This window comes from Streptomyces sp. NBC_01260 (assembly GCF_036226405.1).
Taxonomy (GTDB): domain Bacteria; phylum Actinomycetota; class Actinomycetes; order Streptomycetales; family Streptomycetaceae; genus Streptomyces; species Streptomyces laculatispora.
Genome location: NZ_CP108464.1, coordinates 7,418,173 through 7,441,056, shown reverse-complemented (window position 1 = coordinate 7,441,056; position 22,884 = coordinate 7,418,173). Strand labels below are relative to the sequence as shown.

Genomic DNA, 22,884 nt, shown 5'->3' with positions numbered 1-22,884 from the left:
CGGCATGAGCGGCAGCCCGCGGGCAACTTGGGGGCCGCTGACGGCCGCGCACGGACAGGTGCCCGGGTCCGCCGTCGTAGCGGTCCCGGGCACCTGTGGGGTGGTGTGGTCAGGGTCTTTCGTGCGAACGGCCGGCCTCGATCAGTGACGCACTCCGCGCAACTCCTCGGCCAGCACCTTTCCGATCTCGCGCAGGGGCTCGGCGGTGGTCATGTCCCAGTGCGCGCAGTCGATGTCGTGCTCCTCGACCCGGCCCAGGACATGGGGTGCCCAGGAGTCGGCACCGGTCGCCGCGGCCGGTGTGCGGGCGGCGTTGAAGAACACCGTGTCGCCGCCGAACCGCCGCTGCGGAACGTACCGGTAGCGCATCTCCAGGTTCCCGGCCGTGGCGGCGACGACCGCGGCGGCCTGGGCCGGCTCCAGTGCGCCCAGGATCGCGTCCTCGGCGCGCAGTACGGCGGCCAGCTCCTCCGTGTCCGGGGCGCTCCGGGCGCACCGCACGTCGAGTTCGGCGCCACGGCCCCCGAGCAGGGCGGTCAGCACCTCGCGGCCGGTGATGGCGGGCGGCCGGAAGCCGTCGGGCAGCGGGTAGGAGTCGAGCAGCGCCAGGAGGGCCACCTCCTCACCCTGTTCCTCCAGCCGGGCCGCGATCGCGTGTGCCACGAGACCACCGAACGACCAGCCGAGCAGGTGGTAGGGGCCGTGGGCCTGGACCGAGCGGATCTCGGTCACATAGCCGTCGGCCATCTCCTCGATACCGGCCGGCCGGTCCGTCGGGCTCGTCAGCTCCTTCGCCTGCAGGCCGATCAGCGGCCGCCGCCCGCCGATGTGCTTGAGCAGTCCGGCGTACGACCAGCTCATCCCGGAGATCGCGTGGACGCAGAACAGCGGGGCCTCGGGGGCGGCGGGGGACGCGGCCCGGATCGGCAGCAGCGTCTCCATCGGGTCGCCGCTCGTGTTCGAGGCGATGTGTTCGGCGAGCAGCGCGGGCGTCGGGTACTGGAACAGGTCCCGGATGGTGACCCGGGTCTCCCAGATACCGCGGATCCGGCCGATCAGCCGGGTGGCGAGCAGTGAGTGGCCACCCAGTTGGAAGAAGTGGTCGTCGATGGTGACCGACTGCACTCCGAGGGTGGCCGCGAAGAGGCCGCACAGGACTTCCTCCGCGGGGGTGCGCGGTGCCCGGCCGCCGCCGGTGTCGGCCTGCGGCGGTTCGGGCAGGGCGCGGCGGTCGAGCTTGCCGTTGACCGTCAGGGGCAGCGCGTCCAGCGGCACGATGGTCGCCGGCACCATGTACTCGGGCAGCGCCGCGACCGCGTGCCGGCGCAGCTCGGCGACGTCGGGCCGACTGCCCTCGGTGGGCACCACGTACGCCACCAGGCGCTTGTCACCGGGCCGGTCCTCCCGGATCAGCACCGCCACCTGCGCGAGGGAGGGGTGCCGCACCAGTGCCGATTCGATCTCACCCGGCTCGATGCGGAAACCCCGCAACTTGATCTGCTGGTCGGCCCGGCCGAAATACTCCAGCGCACCGTCCTGGCTCCAGCGGGCCAGGTCGCCGGTCCGGTACATCCGCGATCCGGGTGCACCGTGCGGGTCGGCGACGAAGCGTTCCGCGCTCAGTGCGGGCTGTCCGATGTAGCCGTGGGCGAGGCCGTGTCCGGCGACGTAGAGCTCCCCGGGGACACCCGGCGGCAGCAGCCGGAGGTTCTCGTCCAGCACGTAGGCGTGCTTGCCGGTGATCGGCCGTCCGATCGGGATGGCGGGTGCCGGCCGGGTGAGGGTGTGGGCGGTGGTGAAGCCCATGCTCTCGGCCGGCCCGTAGCCGTTGACCAGGTGGAGGTGGGGGTGGTCGGCCAAGGCCTTGGCGGTGTGGGCGGGCGAGGCCGCCTCACCGGCGGTCATCGCCTCCTTGATCCGGGCGAACACCACCGGGTGCTCGTCGAGCATGTGGTTGAACAGGCTCGCCGACATCTGCAGGGTGGTGACCCCGTGCCGCTCGACGAGCTCCGCGATCTGGTGCGGGTCGGTGTGCTGGCCGGGCTGCAGGACGCAGACGCCGCCGTGCAGGAGCGGTCCGAAGACCTCCAGGGCGAAGGCGTCCCAGGACACCGGCGAGCTCTGCAGATAGGTCTGCTCCGGTCCGAAGTCCAGGTAGTCGGGGCCGATGAAGGTGGCGGCCAGTGCCCGGTGCGAGGCCGCGACGCCCTTGGGGAGTCCGGTCGACCCGGAGGTGAACATCACGCAGGCGATGGACTCGGGGTGCCCGCCCGTCTCCACCGGTGTCCCGGGCAGTCCGCTGATCGCGGGGATCTCCGCGGTCAGGTCGACGACGGTGGCCGGGGTCGACAGGGCCGTCAGGTGGGCCTGGGTGACCAGCGCCGCCGGACCGGTCTGCCCGAGCACGGTGTTCAGCCGGTCGGCCGGGAACTGCGGGTCGAGCAGGGTGTATCCGGCCCCGGCCTTGAGGGCGGCGAGCAGCGACGCGATGAGCTGCGGGGAACGCTCCAGGTGGATGGCGACGATGCTGCCCGGGGTGACCCCGCGCGCGGTCAGGTGGCGGGCCAGCCGGTTGGACCAGATGTCCAGCTCCTGGTACGTGACCTGCTGCTCCTCGTGGACCAGCGCCACCGAGTGCGGTGTGCGGGCGGCCTGTCGGGTGAACAGTCCGTCGAGTCCGAGGCCCGGCGCGGGCGACTGCGCGCCGCTCCACTCCCGCAGCCTGGCCCGCTCGTCCGCGGAGACCGTCTCCAGCTCCGCGAGCGGCAGATCGGGGCTTGCCACGGCCCCGGTGAGGAGCCGGACCAGGCGGTCCGCCGTGGCCTCGATGGTGCGTGCCTCGTAGAGGTCGGTGGTGTATTCGATCAGGATGTCGAGGCCATCGGGGCGGCCGTCCGCGGTGCGGTTCTCGGCGAAGGCGAAGGTGAGGTCGAACTTCGCCACGGAGACCGGCGGGGCGGCGAACTCGCTCTCCAGCCCGGCGAGCCGGGGGGCCTCGTTGCTGGTGTCGCCGACGGTGAGCATGATCTGGAAGAGGGGATGCCGGGCGGTGGTGCGCTCGGGGTTGAGTGCTTCGACGAGCCGGTCGAAGGGCAGGTCCTGGTGGGCCCACGCGGCGAGGTCGGTCTCCCTGACCCGGGTCAGCAGCTCCCGGAAGGTCGGGTCACCGCTGGTGTCCGTGCGCAGTACGAGGGTGTTGACGAAGAAGCCGACGAGGTCGTCGAGCTTCTGGTCGGTGCGTCCGGCGACGGGTGAGCCGAGCGGGATGTCGTGCCCCGCGCCGGACCGCGCCAGCAGTGTCGCGACGGCCGCCTGGGCGACCATGAAGAACGTGGTCCCGGTGTCCTGGGCCAGCGACATCAGGGCGGTGTGCAGTTCGGCGGGGCAGTGCACGGCGTGGGTGCGGCCCCGGTTGGAGGCGACGGCGGGGCGGGCGTGGTCGGTGGGGAGCGTGGCCTCCTCCGGCAGGTCGGCGAGCACCCCGCGCCAGTGGTCGAGCTGACGGTTCTCGTCGCGCTCCAGGAGCCGTTGCTGCCAGAGGGAGTAGTCGGCGTACTGGACCGGCAGCGGCTCCCATCCGGGGACGGCGCCCTCGGTGCGGGCCTCGTAGGCGGTGGCCAGGTCGCGGAAGAGCGGTCCGTTGGACCAGCCGTCGGAGGCGATGTGGTGGATCACGAGCAGGAGTACGTGGTCCTCGGCCCCGAGCTTCAGCAGCCGCGCCCGGTAGGGAAGTTCGGCCGCCAGGTCGAAGGTCCGGCCGGCCTCGGCGGCCAGTTGCTCCGGGAGTGCCTCCTCGGTGGTGTTGATCAGGGGGAGGTCGGTGGTGGCCGGGGGCAGGACGTGCTGGTGCGGGGCGCTCTGGTGGGTGGGGAAGACGGTGCGCAGGCCTTCGTGGCGGGTGGTGAGGTCGGTGAGGGCCAGCTGGAGTGCCGGGTGGTCGAGGGGGCCCTTGAGGCGCAGGGCGAGGGGGATGTTGTAGGTGGCGGACGGGCCTTCCATCTGGTCGAGGAACCACAGCCGCTGCTGGGCGGAGGAGAGCGGGACGCGCTCCGGCCGCTCCTGGGGCATCAGCGCCGGCCGCCGCTCCCCGCTGCCCTCGGCCGCGATCCGCTCGGCCAGCTGCGCGACCGTCGCGTACTGGAACAGGTCCCGGATGGTGATCTCGGTGTCCCACACGGCGCGGATGCGGCTGACGAGGCGGGTGGCGAGCAGGGAGTGCCCGCCGCGCCGGAAGAAGTGGTCGTCGATGGTGACCGACGGCAGTCCGAGAACGGCCGCGAAGAGACCGCACAGGACTTCCTCGGCGGGCGTCCTGGGCGGGCGGCCCCCCGCGTCGGCGCTCAACAGGGGTGCGGGCAGGGCGCGTCGGTCGACCTTGCCGTTGGTGGTGAGGGGAATCTCGTCGAGGACCACGAAGGCGGACGGGACCATGTACTCCGGGAGCGCGCCGGAGATCTCGCGGTGCACGGCGTCGGCGTCGATCCGGGCGCCGTCGGCGGCGACGAGGTAGGCGGCGAGCCGTTTGTCGCCGGGCCGGTCCTCCCGTACGACGACGGTCGCCTGCCCCACCGTCTCGTGGGCGGCCAACGCCGTCTCGATCTCGCCGAGTTCGATGCGGAAGCCGCGGAGCTTGACCTGCTGGTCGGCACGGCCGAGGTACTCGACTGATCCCTCGATGTTCCAGCGGACGAGGTCGCCCGTCCGGTACATCCGCGTCCCGGGCGCACCGAACGGGTCGGCGACGAAGCGCTCCGCCGTCAGCGAGGCGCGGTTGAGGTATCCCTGTGCCAGGCCGGCGCCCGCGATGTACAGCTCGCCGGGTGCGCCGGGAGCGGCGAGTTGCAGGGCGGCGTCGAGGACGTAGACGCGGTGGTTGTCCAGGGGCTCCCCGATGGGAATGGCACCCGGGTAGTCGAGGGGGCGGTGGATGCGGTGGGTGGTGGCGAAGGTGGTGGTCTCCGTCGGACCGTAGCCGTTGACGACCGTCAGATCCGGGCAGCGGTCCATGACACGGCGTACCGCCTCCGGCGGCACCACATCACCACCGGCCCACACCTCACGCACCCCGGCGAACGCCTCGGGCGCCTCCTCCGCCATCACCCGGAACAGCCCGGCCGTCAGCCAGAGCGCGGTGATCCGGTGTTCGGCCAGCAGCCGCTGGTAGTCGGCCGGGGCGAGATGGCCGCGCGGTGCCACCACGACCGTGCGGCCGTTCAGCCACGGCACCCAGATCTCGTACGTGGAGGCGTCGAAGGCGGCCGGTGAGTGGAACAGCACGCGCCGGTGGCTGTCGTTCGCGTACATGGTCTGGGCGGCCAGGTCCGCGACATTGCGGTGGGTGACCGCGACGCCCTTCGGTACCCCCGTCGAACCCGACGTGAACATCGCGTAGACGGGCTGGTCGGGGTGGATGGCGTACGCCGGAGCGGTGGCGGGAAGGTGGCCGAGGTCGGTGGCGGCGCCCAGGACGACGACCTGCGCGTCGGCGTCCAGGACGACCTGGTGGTCCGACAGGGCCTGGTCGGTGAGCAGGACCGGTGCCCGGGTGTCGGCGAGGATCTGGACGAGCCGGCTGTCGGGGTCGGTGGTGTTCAGCGGGGCGTACACGGCCCCGGCCTTGACCACGGAGAGCAGAGCGGTGAGCAGGTCGGTCGAGCGCTCCATCAGGACGGCGACCACGTCGTGCTGCCGGATCCCGAGGTTGATGAGGTGGTGGGCCAGCCGGTTGGTGACCTCGTCGAGTTCGGCGAACGTCAGGTCGTGGTCCTCGTCCACCAGGGCTATGGCGTCCGGGGTGCGGGCGGCCTGCGCGGCGAACAGCTCCGCCAGGCTCTTCCCGGACGAGCCGGTGGCGGCGCCGCTCCGCTCCTCCAGGAGCAGCCGCCGCTCGTGCTCGCCGAGCAGGTCGAGGACGGACAGCGGGGTGTCGGGCGAGGTGACCACGGCCTCCAGCAGCCGGTTCAGCCGCGCCATGAGCGCCTCGATCGTCCGGGCGTCGTAGAGATCGGTGGCGTACTCGATGGTGATGTCCAGGCCGTCCGGCCGGCCGTCGCGGGTGCGGTGCTCGGCGAAGCCGAACGTCAGGTCGAACTTGGCGATCTGCAGGGCGCTGTACTCGGTACGGGCGTCGAGCCCCGGGAACCCGATGACGTCCGAACCGGCTTCGCCCATGGTGAGCATCACCTGGAAGAGCGGGTGGCGGGAGGCGGAGCGCTCGGGGTTCAGCACCTCGACCAGCCGGTCGAAGGGCAGGTCCTGGTTGTCCCAGGCGGCCAGATCCGTTCTGCGGACCCTGGACAGCAGTTCACGGAAGCTGGGGTCGCCCGTGACGTCCGTACGCAGCACCAGGGTGTTGACGAAGAAGCCGACCAGTCCGTCGAGTGCTTCGTCGATGCGCCCCGACACCGGGGAGCCGATCGCTATGTCGAGGCCGGCGCCGGAGCGCGAGAGGGCGGTCGCGACGGCGGCCTGCACCGCCATGAACAGCGTGGCGCCGGACTCCCGTGCGAGGTGCGTCAGCCCGGTATGGACGTCGGCGGGCAGGCGGGCGTCGCAGGTGGCTCCCACGTACGAGGCCGAGGCCGGGCGCGGACGGTCGGCCGGCAGCGTCCCCTCCTCCGGCAGGTCCGCCAGCGCCTGCTGCCAGAAGTCCAGTTGCCGTGATCCGGCGCTCTCCGGGTCGTCGCCCTCGCCGAGCAGTTCCTGCTGCCACAGGGTGTAGTCGGCGTACTGGACCGGCAGCGGCTCCCAGTCGGGGGCAGCGCCCCGGACCCGTGCCTCGTAGGCGGTGGCGAGGTCCTGGAGCAGGGGCGCGGTCGAGCCGCCGTCCGACACGATGTGGTGCATCACGATGAGCAGGACGTGCTCCTGCTCGCCGAGTGCGATCAGGCGCGCCCGGACCGGCAGATCGACCGCGAGGTGGAAGACCTGGGCGGACTCCTGTGCGAGGACGGCCGGCAACGTCGCGGCGTCGGCCGGGACTACCTCCAGTGCGAGCTCCACCTCGTCCTCGGCGAGGATGCGCTGATACGGGGTGCCGTCCTGGTCGGGGAAGAGGGTGCGCAGGCTCTCGTGTCTGCCGACCAGGTCCAGGAGCGCCGACTGGAGCGCCGGGCGGTCGAGTTCACCGTTCAGCCGCACGGCGAGCGGGATGTTGTAGGTGGTCGAGGGCCCTTCCATCTGGGCGATGAACCACAGCCGCTGCTGGGCGAAGGACAAGGGAATCACTTGGTCACTCCCATCCGGCGCATCGGCCGAAGTTTGGGCCGCGCGGCCGCGGCGCCGTCGAGCTTCTCGACGAGCGTGGCCACGATCGGGTTTTCGAAGAGGGTCGCCACGGAGAGCTCGACCCCGAGTACGGTGCGGATCCGGCCCGCGAGCCGGGTGGCGAGGAGCGAGTGCCCGCCGAGGTGGAAGAAGTGGTCGTCAATGGTGACCGAGGTCAGTCCGAGGACCTCCGCGAAGAGACCGCACAGGACTTCTTCCTTGGCGGTGCGCGGTGCGCGCCCGGTGGCATCGTTGACGATCTGCGGTGCGGGCAGGGCGCGTCGGTCGACCTTGCCGTTGACGGTGAGCGGGATCTCGTCGAGGACGACGAAGGCGGAGGGGACCATGTAGTCGGGCAGCAGCCCGGACACCTGCCGCTGTACGTCCCCGGGCTCCACCCGTTCGCCGTCCGCCGCGGTGAGGTAGGCGACGAGGCGCTTGTCGCCGGGCCGGTCCTCCCGGACCACGACAGTCGCCTGGGCCACCCCCGGCTGCCCGACGAGGACGGTCTCGATCTCGCCCGGTTCGATGCGGAAGCCGCGGAGTTTGACCTGCTGGTCGGCACGGCCGAGGTACTCGAGGGACCCTTCGTGGTTCCACCGGACGAGGTCACCGGTGCGATACATCCGCGTCCCGGAGGAACCGAACGGGTCCGCGACGAAGCGGTCCGCGGTCAGCGAGGGGCGGTCCAGATACCCCTGCGCCAGGCCGGCCCCCGCGATGTACAACTCACCGGGAACACCCGGAGCAACCAGCCGCAGCCCCTCGTCCAGAACGTAGACCCGGTGGTTGTCCAGGGGCTCCCCGATGGGAATGGCACCCGGGTAGTCGAGGGGGCGGTGGATGCGGTGGGTGGTGGCGAAGGTGGTGGTCTCCGTCGGACCGTAGCCGTTGACCACGGTGAGCTCCGGGCAGCGGTCCATGACACGGCGTACCGCCTCCGGCGGCACCACATCACCACCGGCCCACACCTCACGCACCCCGGCGAACGCCTCCGGAACCTCCTCCGCCATGACGCGGAACAACCCGGCCGTCAACCAGAGAGCGGTGATCCCGTGTTCGGCGATCAGCCCCTCGTACGCCACTGCGTCGAGGTGTCCTGCGGGAGCGATGACAAGTGTGCCGCCGTTCAGCCACGGCACCCACATCTCGTACGTGGAGGCGTCGAACGCCATCGCCGAGTGGAACAGCACCCGCCCGTGATGACCGTTCGCGTACATCGTCTGCCCGGCCAAGTCGGCGACATTGCGATGCGTGACCGCGACACCCTTCGGCACGCCCGTCGAACCCGACGTGAACATCGCATACACCGGCTGATCCGCATGCACCGCAACCGAAGGATCCGAGGCATCACCCTCACCACCCACCACCGGACCCAGCACCCGCACACCCGCCGGCACCACCAACGAACCCGCATCCCGATCCGTCACCACATGCGACACACCCGACTGACCAACAATCAACTCCACCCGCTCAGCCGGATACCGGGTATCCAACGGCACATACACCCCACCCGCCTTCACCACCGCCAACGTCATCACCACAGCACTCACCGAGCGCTCCAGGAACAACGCCACCCGACCACCCGGCCGCACACCCTCACCCATCAGCACCCGCGCCGCACGGTTCGCCAACGCATCCACCTCACGGTAGGAAAGCTCACACCCCTCCCCCACCACCGCCACCGCATCCGGCGTCCGCGCCACCTGCGCCGCGAACAACGACCCAAGACCCCCCACAGGAGAACCGGTCACCGCACCCGACCACTCCCCCAACAACAACCCACGCTCACCCCCCGACAACAGCTCCAAATCACCCACCGGCACATCCGGAGCCGACGCCGCAGCACCCAGCAACCGCACCAACCGCTCACCCGCCAACTCCACCGACCGCGCGTCATACAAATCCGTCGCATACTCGATCGTGATGTCCAACCCACCCGGCCGCCCGTCCGCCCCACGACGCTCCGCGAAGCCGAAGGTCAGGTCGAACTTGGCGATCTCCACCTTGGAGAACTCGTACGCCGCTTCCAGCCCCGGGAGTTCGGGGGCCTCGGCCGACATGTCGCCGACGGTGAGCATGACCTGGAAGAGGGGGTGCCGGGCGGTGGTGCGCTCGGGGTTGAGGGCCTCCACCAGCCGGTCGAAGGGCAGGTCCTGGTGGCTCCAGGCCGCCAGGTCGGCCTCCCGGACCCGGGTCAGCAGCTCCCGGAAGCTCGGGTCACCGCTGGTGTCGGTCCGCAGCACCAGCGTGTTCACGAAGAACCCGACGAGGTCGTCGAGGGCCGGGTCGGTGCGTCCGGCGACGGGTGAGCCGAGCGGGATGTCGTGCCCGGCACCGGACCGCGACAGCAGGGTCGACACCGCCGCCTGGGCCACCATGAACAGGGTGCTGCCGGTGTCCTGGGCCAGCGAGGTGAGTGAGCTGTGCAGGCCGGCCGGGCAGTGCACGGTGTGGGTGGTGCCCCGGTTGGACGCGGTGGCCGGCCTGGGCCGGTCGGCCGGGAGCGTGGCCTCCTCCGGCAGTTCGGCCAATACGGTGCGCCAGTAGTCGAGTTGGCGCTCCTTGTCACTGCCCAGGAGCCGTTGCTGCCAGAGGGAGTAGTCGGCGTACTGGACCGGCAGCGGCTCCCACGCCGGGGCGGCGCCCTCGGTGCGGGCCTCGTAGGCGGTGGCCAGGTCGCGGAAGAGCGGTCCGTTGGACCAGCCGTCGGAGGCGATGTGGTGGATGACCACCAGCAGGATGTGCTCCTGCTCGCCGAGCGAGAGCAGATGGGTGCGGATGGGGGGCTGGACGGCCAGGTCGAAGGTGGCCGCCGAGAGGTCGGCCAGTCGCGCGGTGAGCGTCTCCTCGGTGGTGTCGATCAACGGGAGATCGGTGGTGGCCGGGGGCAGGACGTGCTGGTGGGGGGTGCCCTCGTGGGTGGGGAAGACGGTGCGCAGGCCTTCGTGTCGGGTGGTGAGGTCGGTGAGGGCCAGTTCGAGGGCCCGGTGATCGAGGGCGCCCTTGAGGCGCAGGGCGAGGGGGATGTTGTAGGTGGCGGACGGGCCTTCCATCTGGTCGAGGAACCACAGCCGCTGCTGGGCCGAGGAGAGCGGAATGATCTCCGGCCGCTCCTCGGGCATCAGGGCCGGCCGGGGCAGTTCGCCGCTGCCCGCGGTGACGCACTCCGAGAGGGCGAGCACCGTCGGGTTGCGGAACAGGTCCTTCACGCCGAGCTGGACGCCGAACGCCCGCCGGATGCGGCTGATCAGCCGGGTGCCCAGCACCGAGTGGCCGCCCCGGTGGAAGAAGTGGTCGTCGATGGTGACCGACGGCAGTCCGAGAACGGCCGCGAAGAGACCGCAGAGCACTTCTTCCTGCGGTGTGCGCGGCGCGCGCCCGTTGGTGGCGTGGGCGACCTGGGGCGCGGGCAGGGCGCGTCGGTCCACCTTGCCGTTGGTGGTGAGGGGGATTTCGTCGAGGACGACGAAGGCGGACGGGACCATGTACTCGGGCAGGGCTGCCGCGACGTTCCCCCGCAGTTCGGCCACATCGATCCTGGCGCCTTCGGTGGCGACGAGGTAGGCGACCAGGCGCTTGTCGCCGGGCCGGTCCTCCCGGACCACGACGGTCGCCTGCCCCACACTCTCGTGGGCGGCCAACGCCGTCTCGACCTCGCCGAGTTCGATGCGGAAGCCGCGGAGCTTGACCTGCTGGTCGGCGCGGCCGAGGTACTCGACTGATCCCTCATTGTTCCAGCGGACGAGGTCGCCCGTCCGGTACATCCGCGTCCCGGGCGCACCGAACGGGTCCGCGACGAAGCGCTCCGCCGTCATGCCCGGCCGGCCGAGGTAGCCACGGGCGAGGCCGGCACCGGCGATGTACAGCTCGCCGGGGGTACCCGGGGGCACGAGCCGCAGTCCCTCGTCCACCACGTAGACCCGGTGGTTGTCGAGTGGCTCGCCGATGGGGATGGCGCCCGGGTAGTCGAGGGGGCGGTGGATGCGGTGGGTGGTGGCGAAGGTGGTGGTCTCCGTCGGACCGTAGCCGTTGACGACCGTGAGCTCCGGGCAGCGGTCCATGACGCGGCGTACCGCCTCGGGCGGAACCACGTCACCACCGGCCCACACCTCACGCACCCCGGCGAACGCCTCCGGAACCTCCTCCGCCATCACCCGGAACAACCCGGCCGTCAACCAGAGTGAGCTGATTCCGCGCTCGGTCAGCAGCCCGCCCAGGGTCCCGGGGTCGAGGTAGCCCGGGGGTGCGACCACGACCGCGCCCCCGTTCAGCCACGGCACCCAGATCTCGTGCGTCGAGGCGTCGAAGGTGTGCGGCGAGTGGAAGAGCACCCGGGTGTGGCCGCCGTTCGCGTACATCGTCTGCGCGGCCAGATCCGCGACATTGCGGTGGGTGACCGCGACGCCCTTCGGGACGCCCGTCGAGCCCGACGTGAACATCACGTACAGCCACTGGTCGGGATGGGCCGGCAGTGCCGGGGGCGTCGACGGGAGGTGGGCGAAGTCCGCGGTTCCGTCGAGCACGACGGTCTCGGCGGCGGTCCGGGCGACGACCGGGTGATCGGCCAGCGCCTTGTCGGTGAGCAGGACCGTCGCCCCGGTCTCGGCGAGGATCCGCGACAAGCGGGTGTCGGGGTCCGCGGTGTTGAGCGGGGCGTAGACACCTCCGGCCTTGACGACCGCGAGGAGCCCGGTGAGCAGGTCCGCCGACCGCTCCATCAGGACGGCGACGACGCTCTCCGGCCGGACGCCGAGGCCCACCAGGTGGCGGGCCAGCCGGTTGGCGTCCGCGTCCAGTTCCGCATAGGTCAGTTCCAGGTCGCCGTCGACCAGGGCGATCGCGTCCGGGGTGCGGGCGGCCTGCGCGGTGAACAGCTCCGCGAGCCCGTCGTCGCAGGAGCCGGTGACCGCGCCGTTCCATCCCTCCAGCAGCTGGTGTCGCTCGTCCGGTCCGATGAACTCCAGCTCACCGACCGGGATCTCGGGGCGTTCGACGGCGTCGCCCAGCAGCCGGACCAGCCGGTCGGTGACTGCCTCGACGGTGCCGGCTTCGTACAGGTCGGTGGCGTACTCGACCCTGATGTCCAGCCCGTCCGGGCTGCCGTCCGCCGTGCGGTGCTCGTGGAAGGAGAAGGTCAGGTCGAACTTGGAGATGTCCAACGACGTGAAGCCCGACTCGGCCGAGATTCCCGCGAGTTCGACGGAGGGGGTGACGGCTTCCTGAAGGGTGAGGACCACCTGGAAGAGCGGGTGCCGGGCGGTGGATCGCTCGGGGTTGAGGGCCTCCACCAACCGGTCGAAGGGCAGGTCCTGGTGGGCCCAGGCCGCGAGATCGGCTTCCCGGACCCGGGTCAGCAGTTCACGGAAGCTCGGGTCGCCCGTGAGATCCGTACGCAGCACCAGGGTGTTGACGAAGAAGCCGACCAGGTCGTCGAGGGACTGCTCCGAGCGGCCCGCGATCGGGGCGCCGATCGGGATGTCCTCCCCGGCGCCGGAGCGGGACAGCGCGGTGGCGACGGCGGCCTGGGCCACCATGAACAGCGTGCTGCCGGTCTCCCGGGCCAGCCGTGTCAGCGCGTCGTGCAACGCCGCGGGAACGTGGGCGCCGTGGGTGGTGCCGCGGTAGGTGGCCACCGCGGGGCGGGGGCGGTCGGCCGGCAGGGTGGCCTCGTCGGGCAGCCCGTCCAGCGTGGTGCGCCAGAACTCCGCCTGCCGCTCACCGTCCGCCGCGAGCAGTTCCTGCTGCCAGAGGGTGTAGTCGGCGTACTGGACCGGCAGCGGCTCCCACGCGGGGGCGCCACCCCGGGTGCGCGCCGTGTAGGCGGCCGTGAGGTCCCGCAGCAGCGGGGTGGTGGACCAGCCGTCGGAGGCGATGTGGTGCATCACCACCAGCAGGACGTGTTCCTCGGCCCCGAGTGTGAAGAGGGCGGCCCGGAAGGGCAGTTCGGATTCGAGATCGAAGCTTCGCGCGGCGTGCCGGCCGAGTTCCGCCTCCAGCGTGTCCTCGTCCGCCGCGATGACGGGCAGTTCCACCCGGACCTCGGCGCCCGGGAGCTGCCACTGGTAGGCGGTGTCGTCCGCCATCCCGAAGAGGGTGCGCAGCGACTCGTGCCGCACGACCAGGTCGGTGAGGGAGAGCTGGAGGGCTTGCGTGTCGAGTGCGCCCGTGAGGCGCAGGGACAGCGGAATGTTGTACGTCGCCGACGGCCCCTCCAGGTGGTGGAGGAACCAGAGGCGCTGCTGGGCCGAGGAGAGCGGCACCCGATCCGGCCGCACTGCCTCCCGCAGAGCCGGGCGTTGCACGGCCTCCTCGCCGCCCGCTTCGACGTACTCGGCCAGTGCGGCCACTGTCGGGCCCTGGAAGAGGTCCCTGACCGTGATCTGGACGCCGAAGGTCTGCCGGATGCGGCTGATGAGGCGGGTGGCGAGCAGGGAGTGCCCGCCGAGGTGGAAGAAGTGGTCGTCGATGGTGACCGAGGTCAGTCCGAGGACCTCCGCGAAGAGACCGCACAGGACCTCCTCGCCCGGCCCACGGGGTGCGCGCCCGGTGGCGTCGTTACCCAGCTCCGGTGCGGGCAGGGCGCGTCGGTCGACCTTGCCGTTGACGGTGAGCGGGATCTCGTCGAGGACGACGAAGGCGGAGGGGACCATGTAGTCGGGGAGCGTGCCGGCCATGGCGCGGCGCACGGACTCGGTGTCGATCCGGACGCTGTCGGCGGCGACGAGGTAGGCGACGAGGCGCTTGTCGCCGGGCCGGTCCTCCCGGACCACGACAGTCGCCTGACCCACACTCTCGTGGGCGGTCAACGCCGTCTCGATCTCGCCGAGTTCGATGCGGAAGCCGCGGAGTTTGACCTGCTGGTCGGCGCGGCCGAGGTACTCGAGGGACCCTTCGTGGTTCCACCGGACGAGGTCACCGGTGCGATACATCCGCGTCCCGGAGGGACCGAACGGGTCCGCGACGAAGCGGTCCGCGGTCAGCGAGGGGCGGTCCAGATACCCCTGCGCCAGGCCGGCCCCCGCGATGTACAACTCACCGGGAACACCCGGAGCAACCAGCCGCAGCCCCTCGTCCAGAACGTAGACCCGGTGATTGTCCAGGGGCTCCCCGATGGGAATGGCACCCGCGTAGTCCAAGGGACGGTGAATACGGTGCGTGGTGGCGAAGGTGGTGGTCTCCGTCGGACCGTAGCCGTTGACCACCGTGAGCTCCGGGCACCGGTCCATCACACGGCGTACCGCCTCCGGCGGCACCACATCACCACCGGCCCACACCTCACGCACCCCGGCGAACGCCTCCGGAACCTCCTCCGCCATCACCCGGAACAACCCGGCCGTCAACCAGAGAGCGGTGATCCCGTGTTCGGCGATCAGCCCCTCGTACGCCACTGCGTCGAGGTGTCCTGCGGGAGCGATGACAAGTGTGCCGCCGTTCAGCCACGGCACCCACATCTCGTACGTGGAGGCGTCGAACGCCATCGCCGAGTGGAACAGCACCCGCCCGTGATGACCGTTCGCGTACATCGTCTGCCCGGCCAAGTCGGCGACATTGCGATGCGTGACCGCGACACCCTTCGGCACGCCCGTCGAACCCGACGTGAACATCGCATACACCGGCTGATCCGCATGCACCGCAACCGAAGGATCCGAGGCATCACCCTCACCACCCACCACCGGACCCAGCACCCGCACACCCGCCGGCACCACCAACGAACCCGCATCCCGATCCGTCACCACATGCGACACACCCGACTGACCAACAATCAACTCCACCCGCTCAGCCGGATACCGGGTATCCAACGGCACATACACCCCACCCGCCTTCACCACCGCCAACGTCATCACCACAGCACTCACCGAGCGCTCCAGGAACAACGCCACCCGACCACCCGGCCGCACACCCTCACCCATCAGCACCCGCGCCGCACGGTTCGCCAACGCATCCACCTCACGGTAGGAAAGCTCACACCCCTCCCCCACCACCGCCACCGCATCCGGCGTCCGCGCCACCTGCGCCGCGAACAACGACCCAAGACCCCCCACAGGAGAACCGGTCACCGCACCCGACCACTCCCCCAACAACAACCCACGCTCACCCCCCGACAACAGCTCCAAATCACCCACCGGCACATCCGGAGCCGACGCCGCAGCACCCAGCAACCGCACCAACCGCTCACCCGCCAACTCCACCGACCGCGCGTCATACAAATCCGTCGCATACTCGATCGTGATGTCCAACCCACCCGGCCGCCCGTCCGCCCCACGACGCTCCGCGAACGAGAACGTCACGTCGAACTTGGCGAATCGCAGCCAGGTGAACTCCGACTCGGTGTCCAGGTTCCCGGCGACGAGTGTCGGTGTGGCAGCGTCGGTCAGCGTCAGCATGACCTGGAACAGGGGGTGCCGGGCTGCCGAGCGGTCCGGGTTGAGGGCCTCCACCAGCCGGTCGAAGGGCAGGTCCTGGTGGCTCCAGGCCGCCAGGTCGGCCTCCCGGGCCCGGGTCAGCAGCTCCCGGAAACTCGGGTCACCACTGGTGTCGGTCCGCAGCACCAGCGTGTTCACGAAGAACCCGACGAGATCGTCGAGCGCCTGATCCGTCCGGCCGGCGATCGGTGAGCCGAGCGGGATGTCGTGCCCGGCACCGGACCGCGACAGCAGGGTCGACACCGCCGCCTGGGCCACCATGAACACCGAGGCGCCCGACTCGCTCGCCAGCTCCGCGAGCGAGGCGTGGACGGCCTCGGAGCAGTGCACGGTGTGCGTGGCACCGCGGTAGGAGGCGACGGCCGGCCGCTGCCGGGTGGCAGGCAGGGTGACTTCCTCCGGGAGGTCGGCCAATTGCTTCTGCCAGTAGTCGAGTTGGCGTGCGGCGACGCTCTCCCGGTCCGCGGGGTCACCGAGTACGCCGCGGTGCCAGAGTGCGTAGTCCGCGTACTGGGCGGGCAGCGGCTCCCAGGCGGGGCGCTCGCCGCGCGAGCGGGTCGCGTACGCGGTGCTCAGGTCGCGCATGAGCGGCTGGTAGGACCAGCCGTCGGAGACGATGTGGTGCATGACCACCAGGAGGACGTACTCGTGCTCACCGAGGCTGAACAGCCGTGCGCGGAAGGGCAGATCGGCCGCCAGGTCGAAGATGCGCTCGGACTCGGCGGTGAGCAGCGCGGCGACGGTGTCCTCGGTGGCCGGGGTGAGGGGGAGCTCGACCCGGACGCTGTCGGCCGGCAGGATCCGCTGGTAGCTCTGACCCTCGGCCTGGCCGAACACGGTGCGCAGGCTCTCGTGCCGTCCCGCGACATCGGTGAAGGCCGATTCCAGGGCCGCTACGTCGAGTTCGCCACGTACCCGGACGGCGAGCGGGATGTTGTACGTCGCCGACGGGCCCTCCAGTTGGTCGAGGAACCAGAGCCGCTGCTGGGCCGCCGAGAGCGGCAGCGGTTCGGGCCGCTCCTGGGCCGTCAGGGCCGGGCGGGCGGACTCGCCGCCGCCGGTGGCGACGTACTCCGCGAGCAGGGCCACGGTCGGGTACTCGAAGAACTGCCGCAGTGTCAGCTGGACGTCGAGGACGGTGCGCACCCGGCTCACCAGCCGGGTGGCGAGCAGTGAGTGGCCGCCGGCGGCGAAGAAGTCGTCGTCGATGCCGATCGACGGCAGGCCGAGGGAGTGGGCGAACAGCCCGCAGAGGACCTCCTCGACGGGGTTGCGCGGGGCCCGGCCGTTGGGGGTCGCGCCGATGCGGGGGGCGGGCAGCGCGCGCCGGTCCAGCTTGCCGTTCGGGGTCAGCGGCAGGGTGCCGAGTGGGACGACCGCGGAGGGCACCATGTACTCGACGAGGTGTTCGCCCACGTGGCGGAGCAGTTCGGCTCCGTCCAGGACCCCCGGCTCGGCGGGTACGGCGTAGGCCACCAGGCGCTTGTCGCCGGGCCGGTCCTCGCGGACGATGACCGCGGCCTGGGCGACGGAGGGGTGGCGGACCAGCACGGTCTCGATCTCGCCGAGTTCGATGCGGTTGCCGCGGAGCTTGACCTGCTGGTCCGCGCGGCCCAGGAAGACGACCTCGCCGTGCTCGTTCCAGGCGGCCAGGTCGCCGGTGCGGTACATGCGGCTGCCGGCCGGTCCGTACGGGTCGGCGGTGAACCGCTCGGCCGTCAGGGCCGGCAGCCGGCCGTAGCCCTGGGCGAGGTGCGGTCCAGCGACGTAGAGCTCACCGGCTTCGCCGGGGGCGGTGTGGCGCAGTTCGGCGTCCAGGACGTACATGGCGGTGTTCGCCATCGGGATGCCGAGGTGGAGCCGGTCGAGGGTGCGCACCTCGGGGGTGAAGGCCTGGTAGCTGCAGAAGACGGTCGCCTCGGTGGGACCGTAGACGTGCACGAACGTGGTGTCCGGGCAGTGGTCCAGGGCCCGTTGGAGGGCGACGCCGGACAGGACGTCGCCGCCGGTCCAGATCTCGCGCAGCTGCCCCAGCCCGTCGAGCGCCTCGCCGGCCATGGCGTCGAAGAGGGCGGTCGTGAAGTAGGCGGCGGTCACCTCGTGGCGGGTGATGGCCTCGGCCAGTTCGCCGATGTCGATCTTCGGGGCGGACAGCACGACGGCCAGTCCGCCGCGCAGCAGGGGAACCCACAGCTCGTAGGTGGAGGAGTCGAAGGGCAGCGGCGAGTAGGCGAGCACCCGCTCGTGGGCCGCGGCGCCGAAGCCCGGGTCCAGGGCCAGTTCGACGACGTTGCGGTGGGTGTTGACGACGCCCTTGGGGGTGCCGCTGGAGCCGGAGGTGAACATGATGTACAGCGGCTGGTCGGGGTGGACCGTGATGCCGGGTGCCGTGGTCGCGCTGCCGGCCGTGGCGCTCCGGTCGTCGAGCCGCAGGACGGACAGGTCCGCGGCGAAGTCCGTCTCCCGGGCCGCACGGTCGGTCACCAGCAGGGTGGCCTCGGTGTTGCCGAGGATCCAGCTGAGACGCTCCTCGGGCTGGCGGGGGTCCAGGGGTACGTACACGCCGCCGCTCTTCAGCACGGCGAGGACCGTGATGACGTAGGCGAACGAGCGGTCGAAGAGGAGGCCGACGGCGTCGCCGGGCCGTACGCCCTCGGTGACGAGCCGGTGTGCGAGGGCGTTGGCCGCTCCGTCCAGCTCCCGGTAGGTGAGACTGCGGTCCTCGCGGACGAGCGCGACGGCCTCCGGGGTACGGGCGGCCTGGGCGGCGAAGAGAGCGTGCAGCGCACCCTCGGGAAGGTCCTCTGCCGTGTCGTTGTACGTGGCGACGTGCGCGGGAACGCCGACGCCGGCGGTGAGGGCTGGGTCTGCTTGCGGCTGGGACATCTCGACACCTTCTTGGTAGCTCGGATCTCGTGGTCTCGCGGCGTGCCGGGAGACCGACGGAGCCACGGTGGATGACGTGCGGATGGTGCGAAGTCGTGCTGTTCGGAAGGGAGTCAGCCGGTGCGGGAGGCCGTCGCGGGGTCAGCCGGCAGCAGGATGTCGTCCGCTTCCAGGGCGTTCGCGTGGTACTTGCCGACGGAGCTGATCAGCAGCCGGAGTTCCAGGGCGATGCTCTCGACCAGCCGGACCAGGCCGGCGTCGGCGTCCTCGTCCACGGCGAGGAGCGCGGCCCGGCCGAGGCCGACGGCGCGGGCGCCGAGCGCCAGTGCCTTCGCGGCCCGGCCGCCTTCCCAGATCCGCCCGCTGGCGAGCAGGCAGTGGTCGGTGGGCCCGATGCGGGTGAGGCACTCGCCGAGCGGGAGTCCCACCTGGCCGAGGAAGCCGGTCGGCGCCCAGGCGGTGCCGCCCTCCGCTCCGTCCACCGTGACGGAGTCGGCGCCGGCCGCCCAGGCGGTGGCCGCGGCGAGGGCGATGTCGCGGCCGGGGTGCAGCTTCACCCACACCTTCACGCGGGGGAAGTTGTTCCGCATCAGCCGGATCTGCTGGCGCAGGATCTCCTCGGTGAAGGTGCCGGGGCTGCTGATCCGCAGGACCGAGTCGCTGTCCGCGCCGAACACCTCGTCCATGGCGTACTGTTCGGCGACCCTGCCGCCGGCCTCGCGGCCCAGGACGGTGAGGCCGCCGAGCCCCGGCTTGGCACCCTGGCCGACCTTCAGTTCGAAGGCGAGCCGGCCGGTGGCCAGCAGCGGTTCGGAGACCGGGTCGCTGTAGACCTGGTTCCACACCTCGGCGTCCGCGTCCTCGGTGGACTGCTGGACCACCACCCCGCCGTGCTCGTCGTCGGCGGCGGCGGTGTAGGCGGCGATCCGGCCGAGCAGCGGGGAGGACCCGGAGTCCGAGGCGGCGCGGTAGCCGTTGACCGGCACCACGTTCTCCCCGATGACCATCGGGATGCCGAGCTGTCCGGCCTGCCGTCCGGCCGCCTCGCCCAGGTCGTGGCTGGCGACCTGGGTCGAGCCGAACGCGGACACGTACAGCGGCAGCCGGGAGGCGAACCCGCCGACCGACGTGCCCAGTTCGACATCGGTGTACAGCGGTTCCCGGGCCAGGTCGATGAGCTTCTTCAGCCGCTCCGGCATGAACACCGGGGGCACGATCCTGGCGCGCTCCAGCAGATCGTACGGGTCGTGGCCGGCCGGGATCGCACCCAGCAGGCTGCTGCCGTAGGACTCCAGGGCGGGGAAGGCCGCCGCCGCACCGGCCCTGGCCCGGTGCCGTACCTGTTCCTCGGGGAAGCCTTCGGCGCTCAGGACGCTCATGCCGACACCACTCCGGGGAGCTTCGGGTAGGCGCTGGCCTCCCAGGCGGCGGTGCGGCCGGTGACGTACCGGGTGAATCGCTCCAGGCCGATGCCGAAGCCGGAGCTGGCGGGGATGCCGCGGCGGGCCAGGTCGAGGTACCAGCCGTACTTCGCGGGGTTCTCGCCGGTCTCGCGCATCCGGGTGACCAGGGCCGCGTAGTCGTGCTCGCGCTCGCTGCCGCTGGCCAGCTCACCGTAGCCCTCGGGGGCGATCAGGTCGAAGTTGCGGAGGATGCCGGGGCGCTCGGAGTCCTCCTGGTCGTAGAAGCCCCGCGATCCCTTGGGGTAGTCGACGACGAAGAACGGGCGGCTGGTCTTCGCGGAGAGGATCTCCTCCCCCTCCCAGTCGATCTCGGCGCCCGGGTCCTGCGGGTGGCCGAGCGCCACCAGGTCCGCGGTGGCCTCCCGGTGCGTGGTGCGGGCGAACGCCCCCTGGACCACTTCCCGGAAGGCGTCCCGGTCCCGGCCCAGGAGCTCCAGGTCACCCGGCATCTCACGGACCACCTCGTCGACGACGTGCGCGACGAGCCGCTCGGCGAGCTCCATCGCGTCCTCGCGGCCGGCGTCGCGGATCTCCACGTCTATCTGGTGGAACTCGGCGAGATGGCGGTGCGTGACGGCCGTCTCCAGCGGTTCCAGGCGCACGTTGGGCGCGATGTAGAAGATCTTCTCGAAGGCCATCAGCGAGGCCTGCTTGTAGAGGATCGCGCTCGTCATCAGCTTGTACTTGTGGCCGTAGAAGTCGATGTCCACCTGCTTGGAACCGCGGATGCCGGGGTCGGTGACCGGTCCGATGACGGGCGGCAGCAGTTCCTGGAACCCCTGCGCGGTCAGGAAGGAGCGGGTGGCCGCGAGCATCCGGCTCTGCACCCGCAGCGTGGCGCGGGTCGGCTCGGCCATCAGGTGCTGATCGGGAGAGGCCGGGAACGCGGGTGCGATGCGGCCGTAGGGCTCGGCGATCGTGCTGGTCATGGTGCTACCTCCTGGGTGTGCTGCCGATGGGCTGCCGGGCGTCGGGCCGCCGAGGGAAGCGGGGGGCGGGAAACGGACGAGGGAAGGGTGCGGTCGTGCCGGCGCTGGACGAACGACAGGGCGTCGAACAGCCCGGCGGCGGTGAGCCGCCGGCCGCGGTCGCGGACGGGCCCCAGCGGCATCGCCCCGATCTCGGACCAGGTGAGGCGGCCGGACCCGTCGATGAGACTCCGGGAGCGGCCCGCGTTGTCGGGGTGCAGGCAGAAGGGGACGTCGAGGTATCCGCGGGCGAAGGCCTTCAGCAGGGCCTGGCCCAGGTCGTCGTCGAGGTTCAGCACGGCGTCCACCAGGGCGCGCGCCTCGGCGTAGACCGCGTTGTCCGACGGGTCGGTGTGCGGGACCGGCACGGTCCCGGGCCGGTCCCCGGTCGCCGCCCGGTGCCGGGACGCGGCCCGCGCGGCGACCCGCAGGGCCTCGACGTTCTCCGTCACGGTCGGGATGCGGTGTGCCTCGGCCGCCGTCTTCACGATCAGCCGGGCCGCCCCGGTGTCCACGGCCAGCTCGGCCGAGCGCTCCAGGAGGTCCAGGGAACCGCGCCGGGTCTGCGGGTAGAGGCCCATGTAGGTGTAGAGGACGATGTGCCAGTCGGTGTCCGGCAGGAATTCACCGGCCAGCCTGCGCAGCGCGTGCACCGCGTCGCGGTCCTGCGCCTCGTTGGTCTGCTGGGCGTAGCTGAGCGAGATGCTGCGCAGCCCGGCCCGGTGGAAGAAGAGCGCCTCCAGCGCGCTGATCGCGACGAGGAGTCCGGGCGGGCAGAGCTGGCCGAGCATGCAGCCGCCGAAGGTCTCCAGGTGCGGTTCCGCCCCGGTACCGCGCAGCCCGGCGAGGAACTCGCAGCTCTCCTGCCAGTTGCGTACGGAGTCCAGGAGCGGGGTGCGCCCGTAGGGCAGGCAGTAGGAGACCGGGCCGCCCTCCGTCGCGTCCAGGCCGAGCCGGGCCAGTGCGGTGACGATGCGCTGGGGGCGTGCCGACCCGTGCCGGATCTGGACGGGGAAGCCGGCGTCCCGCACACCGTCCAGGACCCAGTGTGAGGTGTGGGGGCTGTAGGAGGTGATGGGGAACCCGTTGAGCGGGACGCCGTTGTTCAGTGCGCGTACCGCGGACGCCTCGTCGCTCACCCGGGTGTAGCTGTCGATGGTCATGGTGCCGACGACCGCGTCGGCGGCACTCTTGGTGGCCAGCAGGCCGGCTCGCATCAGCGCGGGGTCGGAGAAGCCCATGCGGGGCTGCACCACGAGAGTGCCGCGGTCCTGGGCCTCGGCGACGAAGCGGCCGAAGGAGAGCGGGCGCCGGTGCACGGTGGTGCGGCTCTCCGGGGCTGCCGCGAGGACCGGCGGGGTCATCGTTCCACCTCCCTGGGCAGTGAGCCGACGTAGGACTCGAAGGCGCTGAGATCGACGCCGTCCTGGAAGACCGCGTCGAACCCGGCGCTCCTGAGGACATCGGCCTCTTCCTCCCCGCCGCCGGAGACACCGAGCTTGCCGCCGATGACGGCGGGCAGCCCGGACAGCTCCCAGCGCGACCGGATGGCTCCGATCAGCGGCTGGGCATCGTTGAAGCCGTGTCCGTTGACGCTGCTGACGACCAGTAGGTCGGGCTGGTACTTGCAGCAGGACTCGACGATCTCGTCCTCGGGCACGCAGGAACCCAGATTGACGACCTTGTGCCCGAGGTCTTCGAGCAGCAATTGGATGTAGATGAGATTCCAGGTGTGCGCATCGGATTGCAGTCCGGTGACAACAACATCCAGCGGCCCGGATCGATGACGAGCCGCCCATTCCGCAGGCTTCATTGTTCGCTTCGTCCACATCATTGGATGACAGGGGGAGAAAGAGGTCCAGGCTTGACCTGAAC

The 22,884-nt window shown here is 71.2% G+C and carries 6 protein-coding genes; all 6 read right to left on the bottom strand.

The window, feature by feature from the left end; genetic code table 11:
• Positions 1-141 precede the first annotated feature (141 nt).
• The 6 genes from OG322_RS33110 to OG322_RS33085 all read right to left on the bottom strand — a co-directional run bounded on the left by OG322_RS33110 (position 142) and on the right by OG322_RS33085 (position 22,822).
• Positions 142-7,227, bottom strand: coding sequence for a non-ribosomal peptide synthetase (locus OG322_RS33110; protein WP_329307360.1), 7,086 nt, complete (start codon positions 7,225-7,227; stop codon positions 142-144).
• Positions 7,224-18,578: a non-ribosomal peptide synthetase gene (locus OG322_RS33105; RefSeq protein WP_329307359.1), complete on the bottom strand. Its 11,355-nt coding sequence runs from the start codon at positions 18,576-18,578 to the stop codon at positions 7,224-7,226. Before OG322_RS33105 ends, OG322_RS33110 begins: the two co-directional genes overlap by 4 nt.
• A 113-nt stretch (positions 18,579-18,691) precedes the next feature.
• Positions 18,692-19,957 (bottom strand): glutamate synthase-related protein, encoded by a 1,266-nt coding sequence (locus OG322_RS33100; RefSeq protein WP_123468094.1) that lies wholly within the window; start codon positions 19,955-19,957, stop codon positions 18,692-18,694.
• Positions 19,954-20,970, bottom strand: a complete 1,017-nt coding sequence (locus tag OG322_RS33095; RefSeq protein ID WP_123468096.1) for an asparagine synthetase A — start codon at positions 20,968-20,970, stop codon at positions 19,954-19,956. Before OG322_RS33095 ends, OG322_RS33100 begins: the two co-directional genes overlap by 4 nt.
• Positions 20,967-22,373, bottom strand: a complete 1,407-nt coding sequence (locus OG322_RS33090; RefSeq protein ID WP_329307358.1) for a methylaspartate mutase — start codon at positions 22,371-22,373, stop codon at positions 20,967-20,969. The genes OG322_RS33095 and OG322_RS33090 overlap by 4 nt, the downstream gene beginning before the upstream one ends.
• On the bottom strand, positions 22,370-22,822 hold the full coding sequence (locus tag OG322_RS33085) for a cobalamin B12-binding domain-containing protein (protein ID WP_123468101.1): 453 nt from the start codon (positions 22,820-22,822) through the stop codon (positions 22,370-22,372). The genes OG322_RS33090 and OG322_RS33085 overlap by 4 nt, the downstream gene beginning before the upstream one ends.
• Positions 22,823-22,884: the final 62 nt, after the last annotated feature.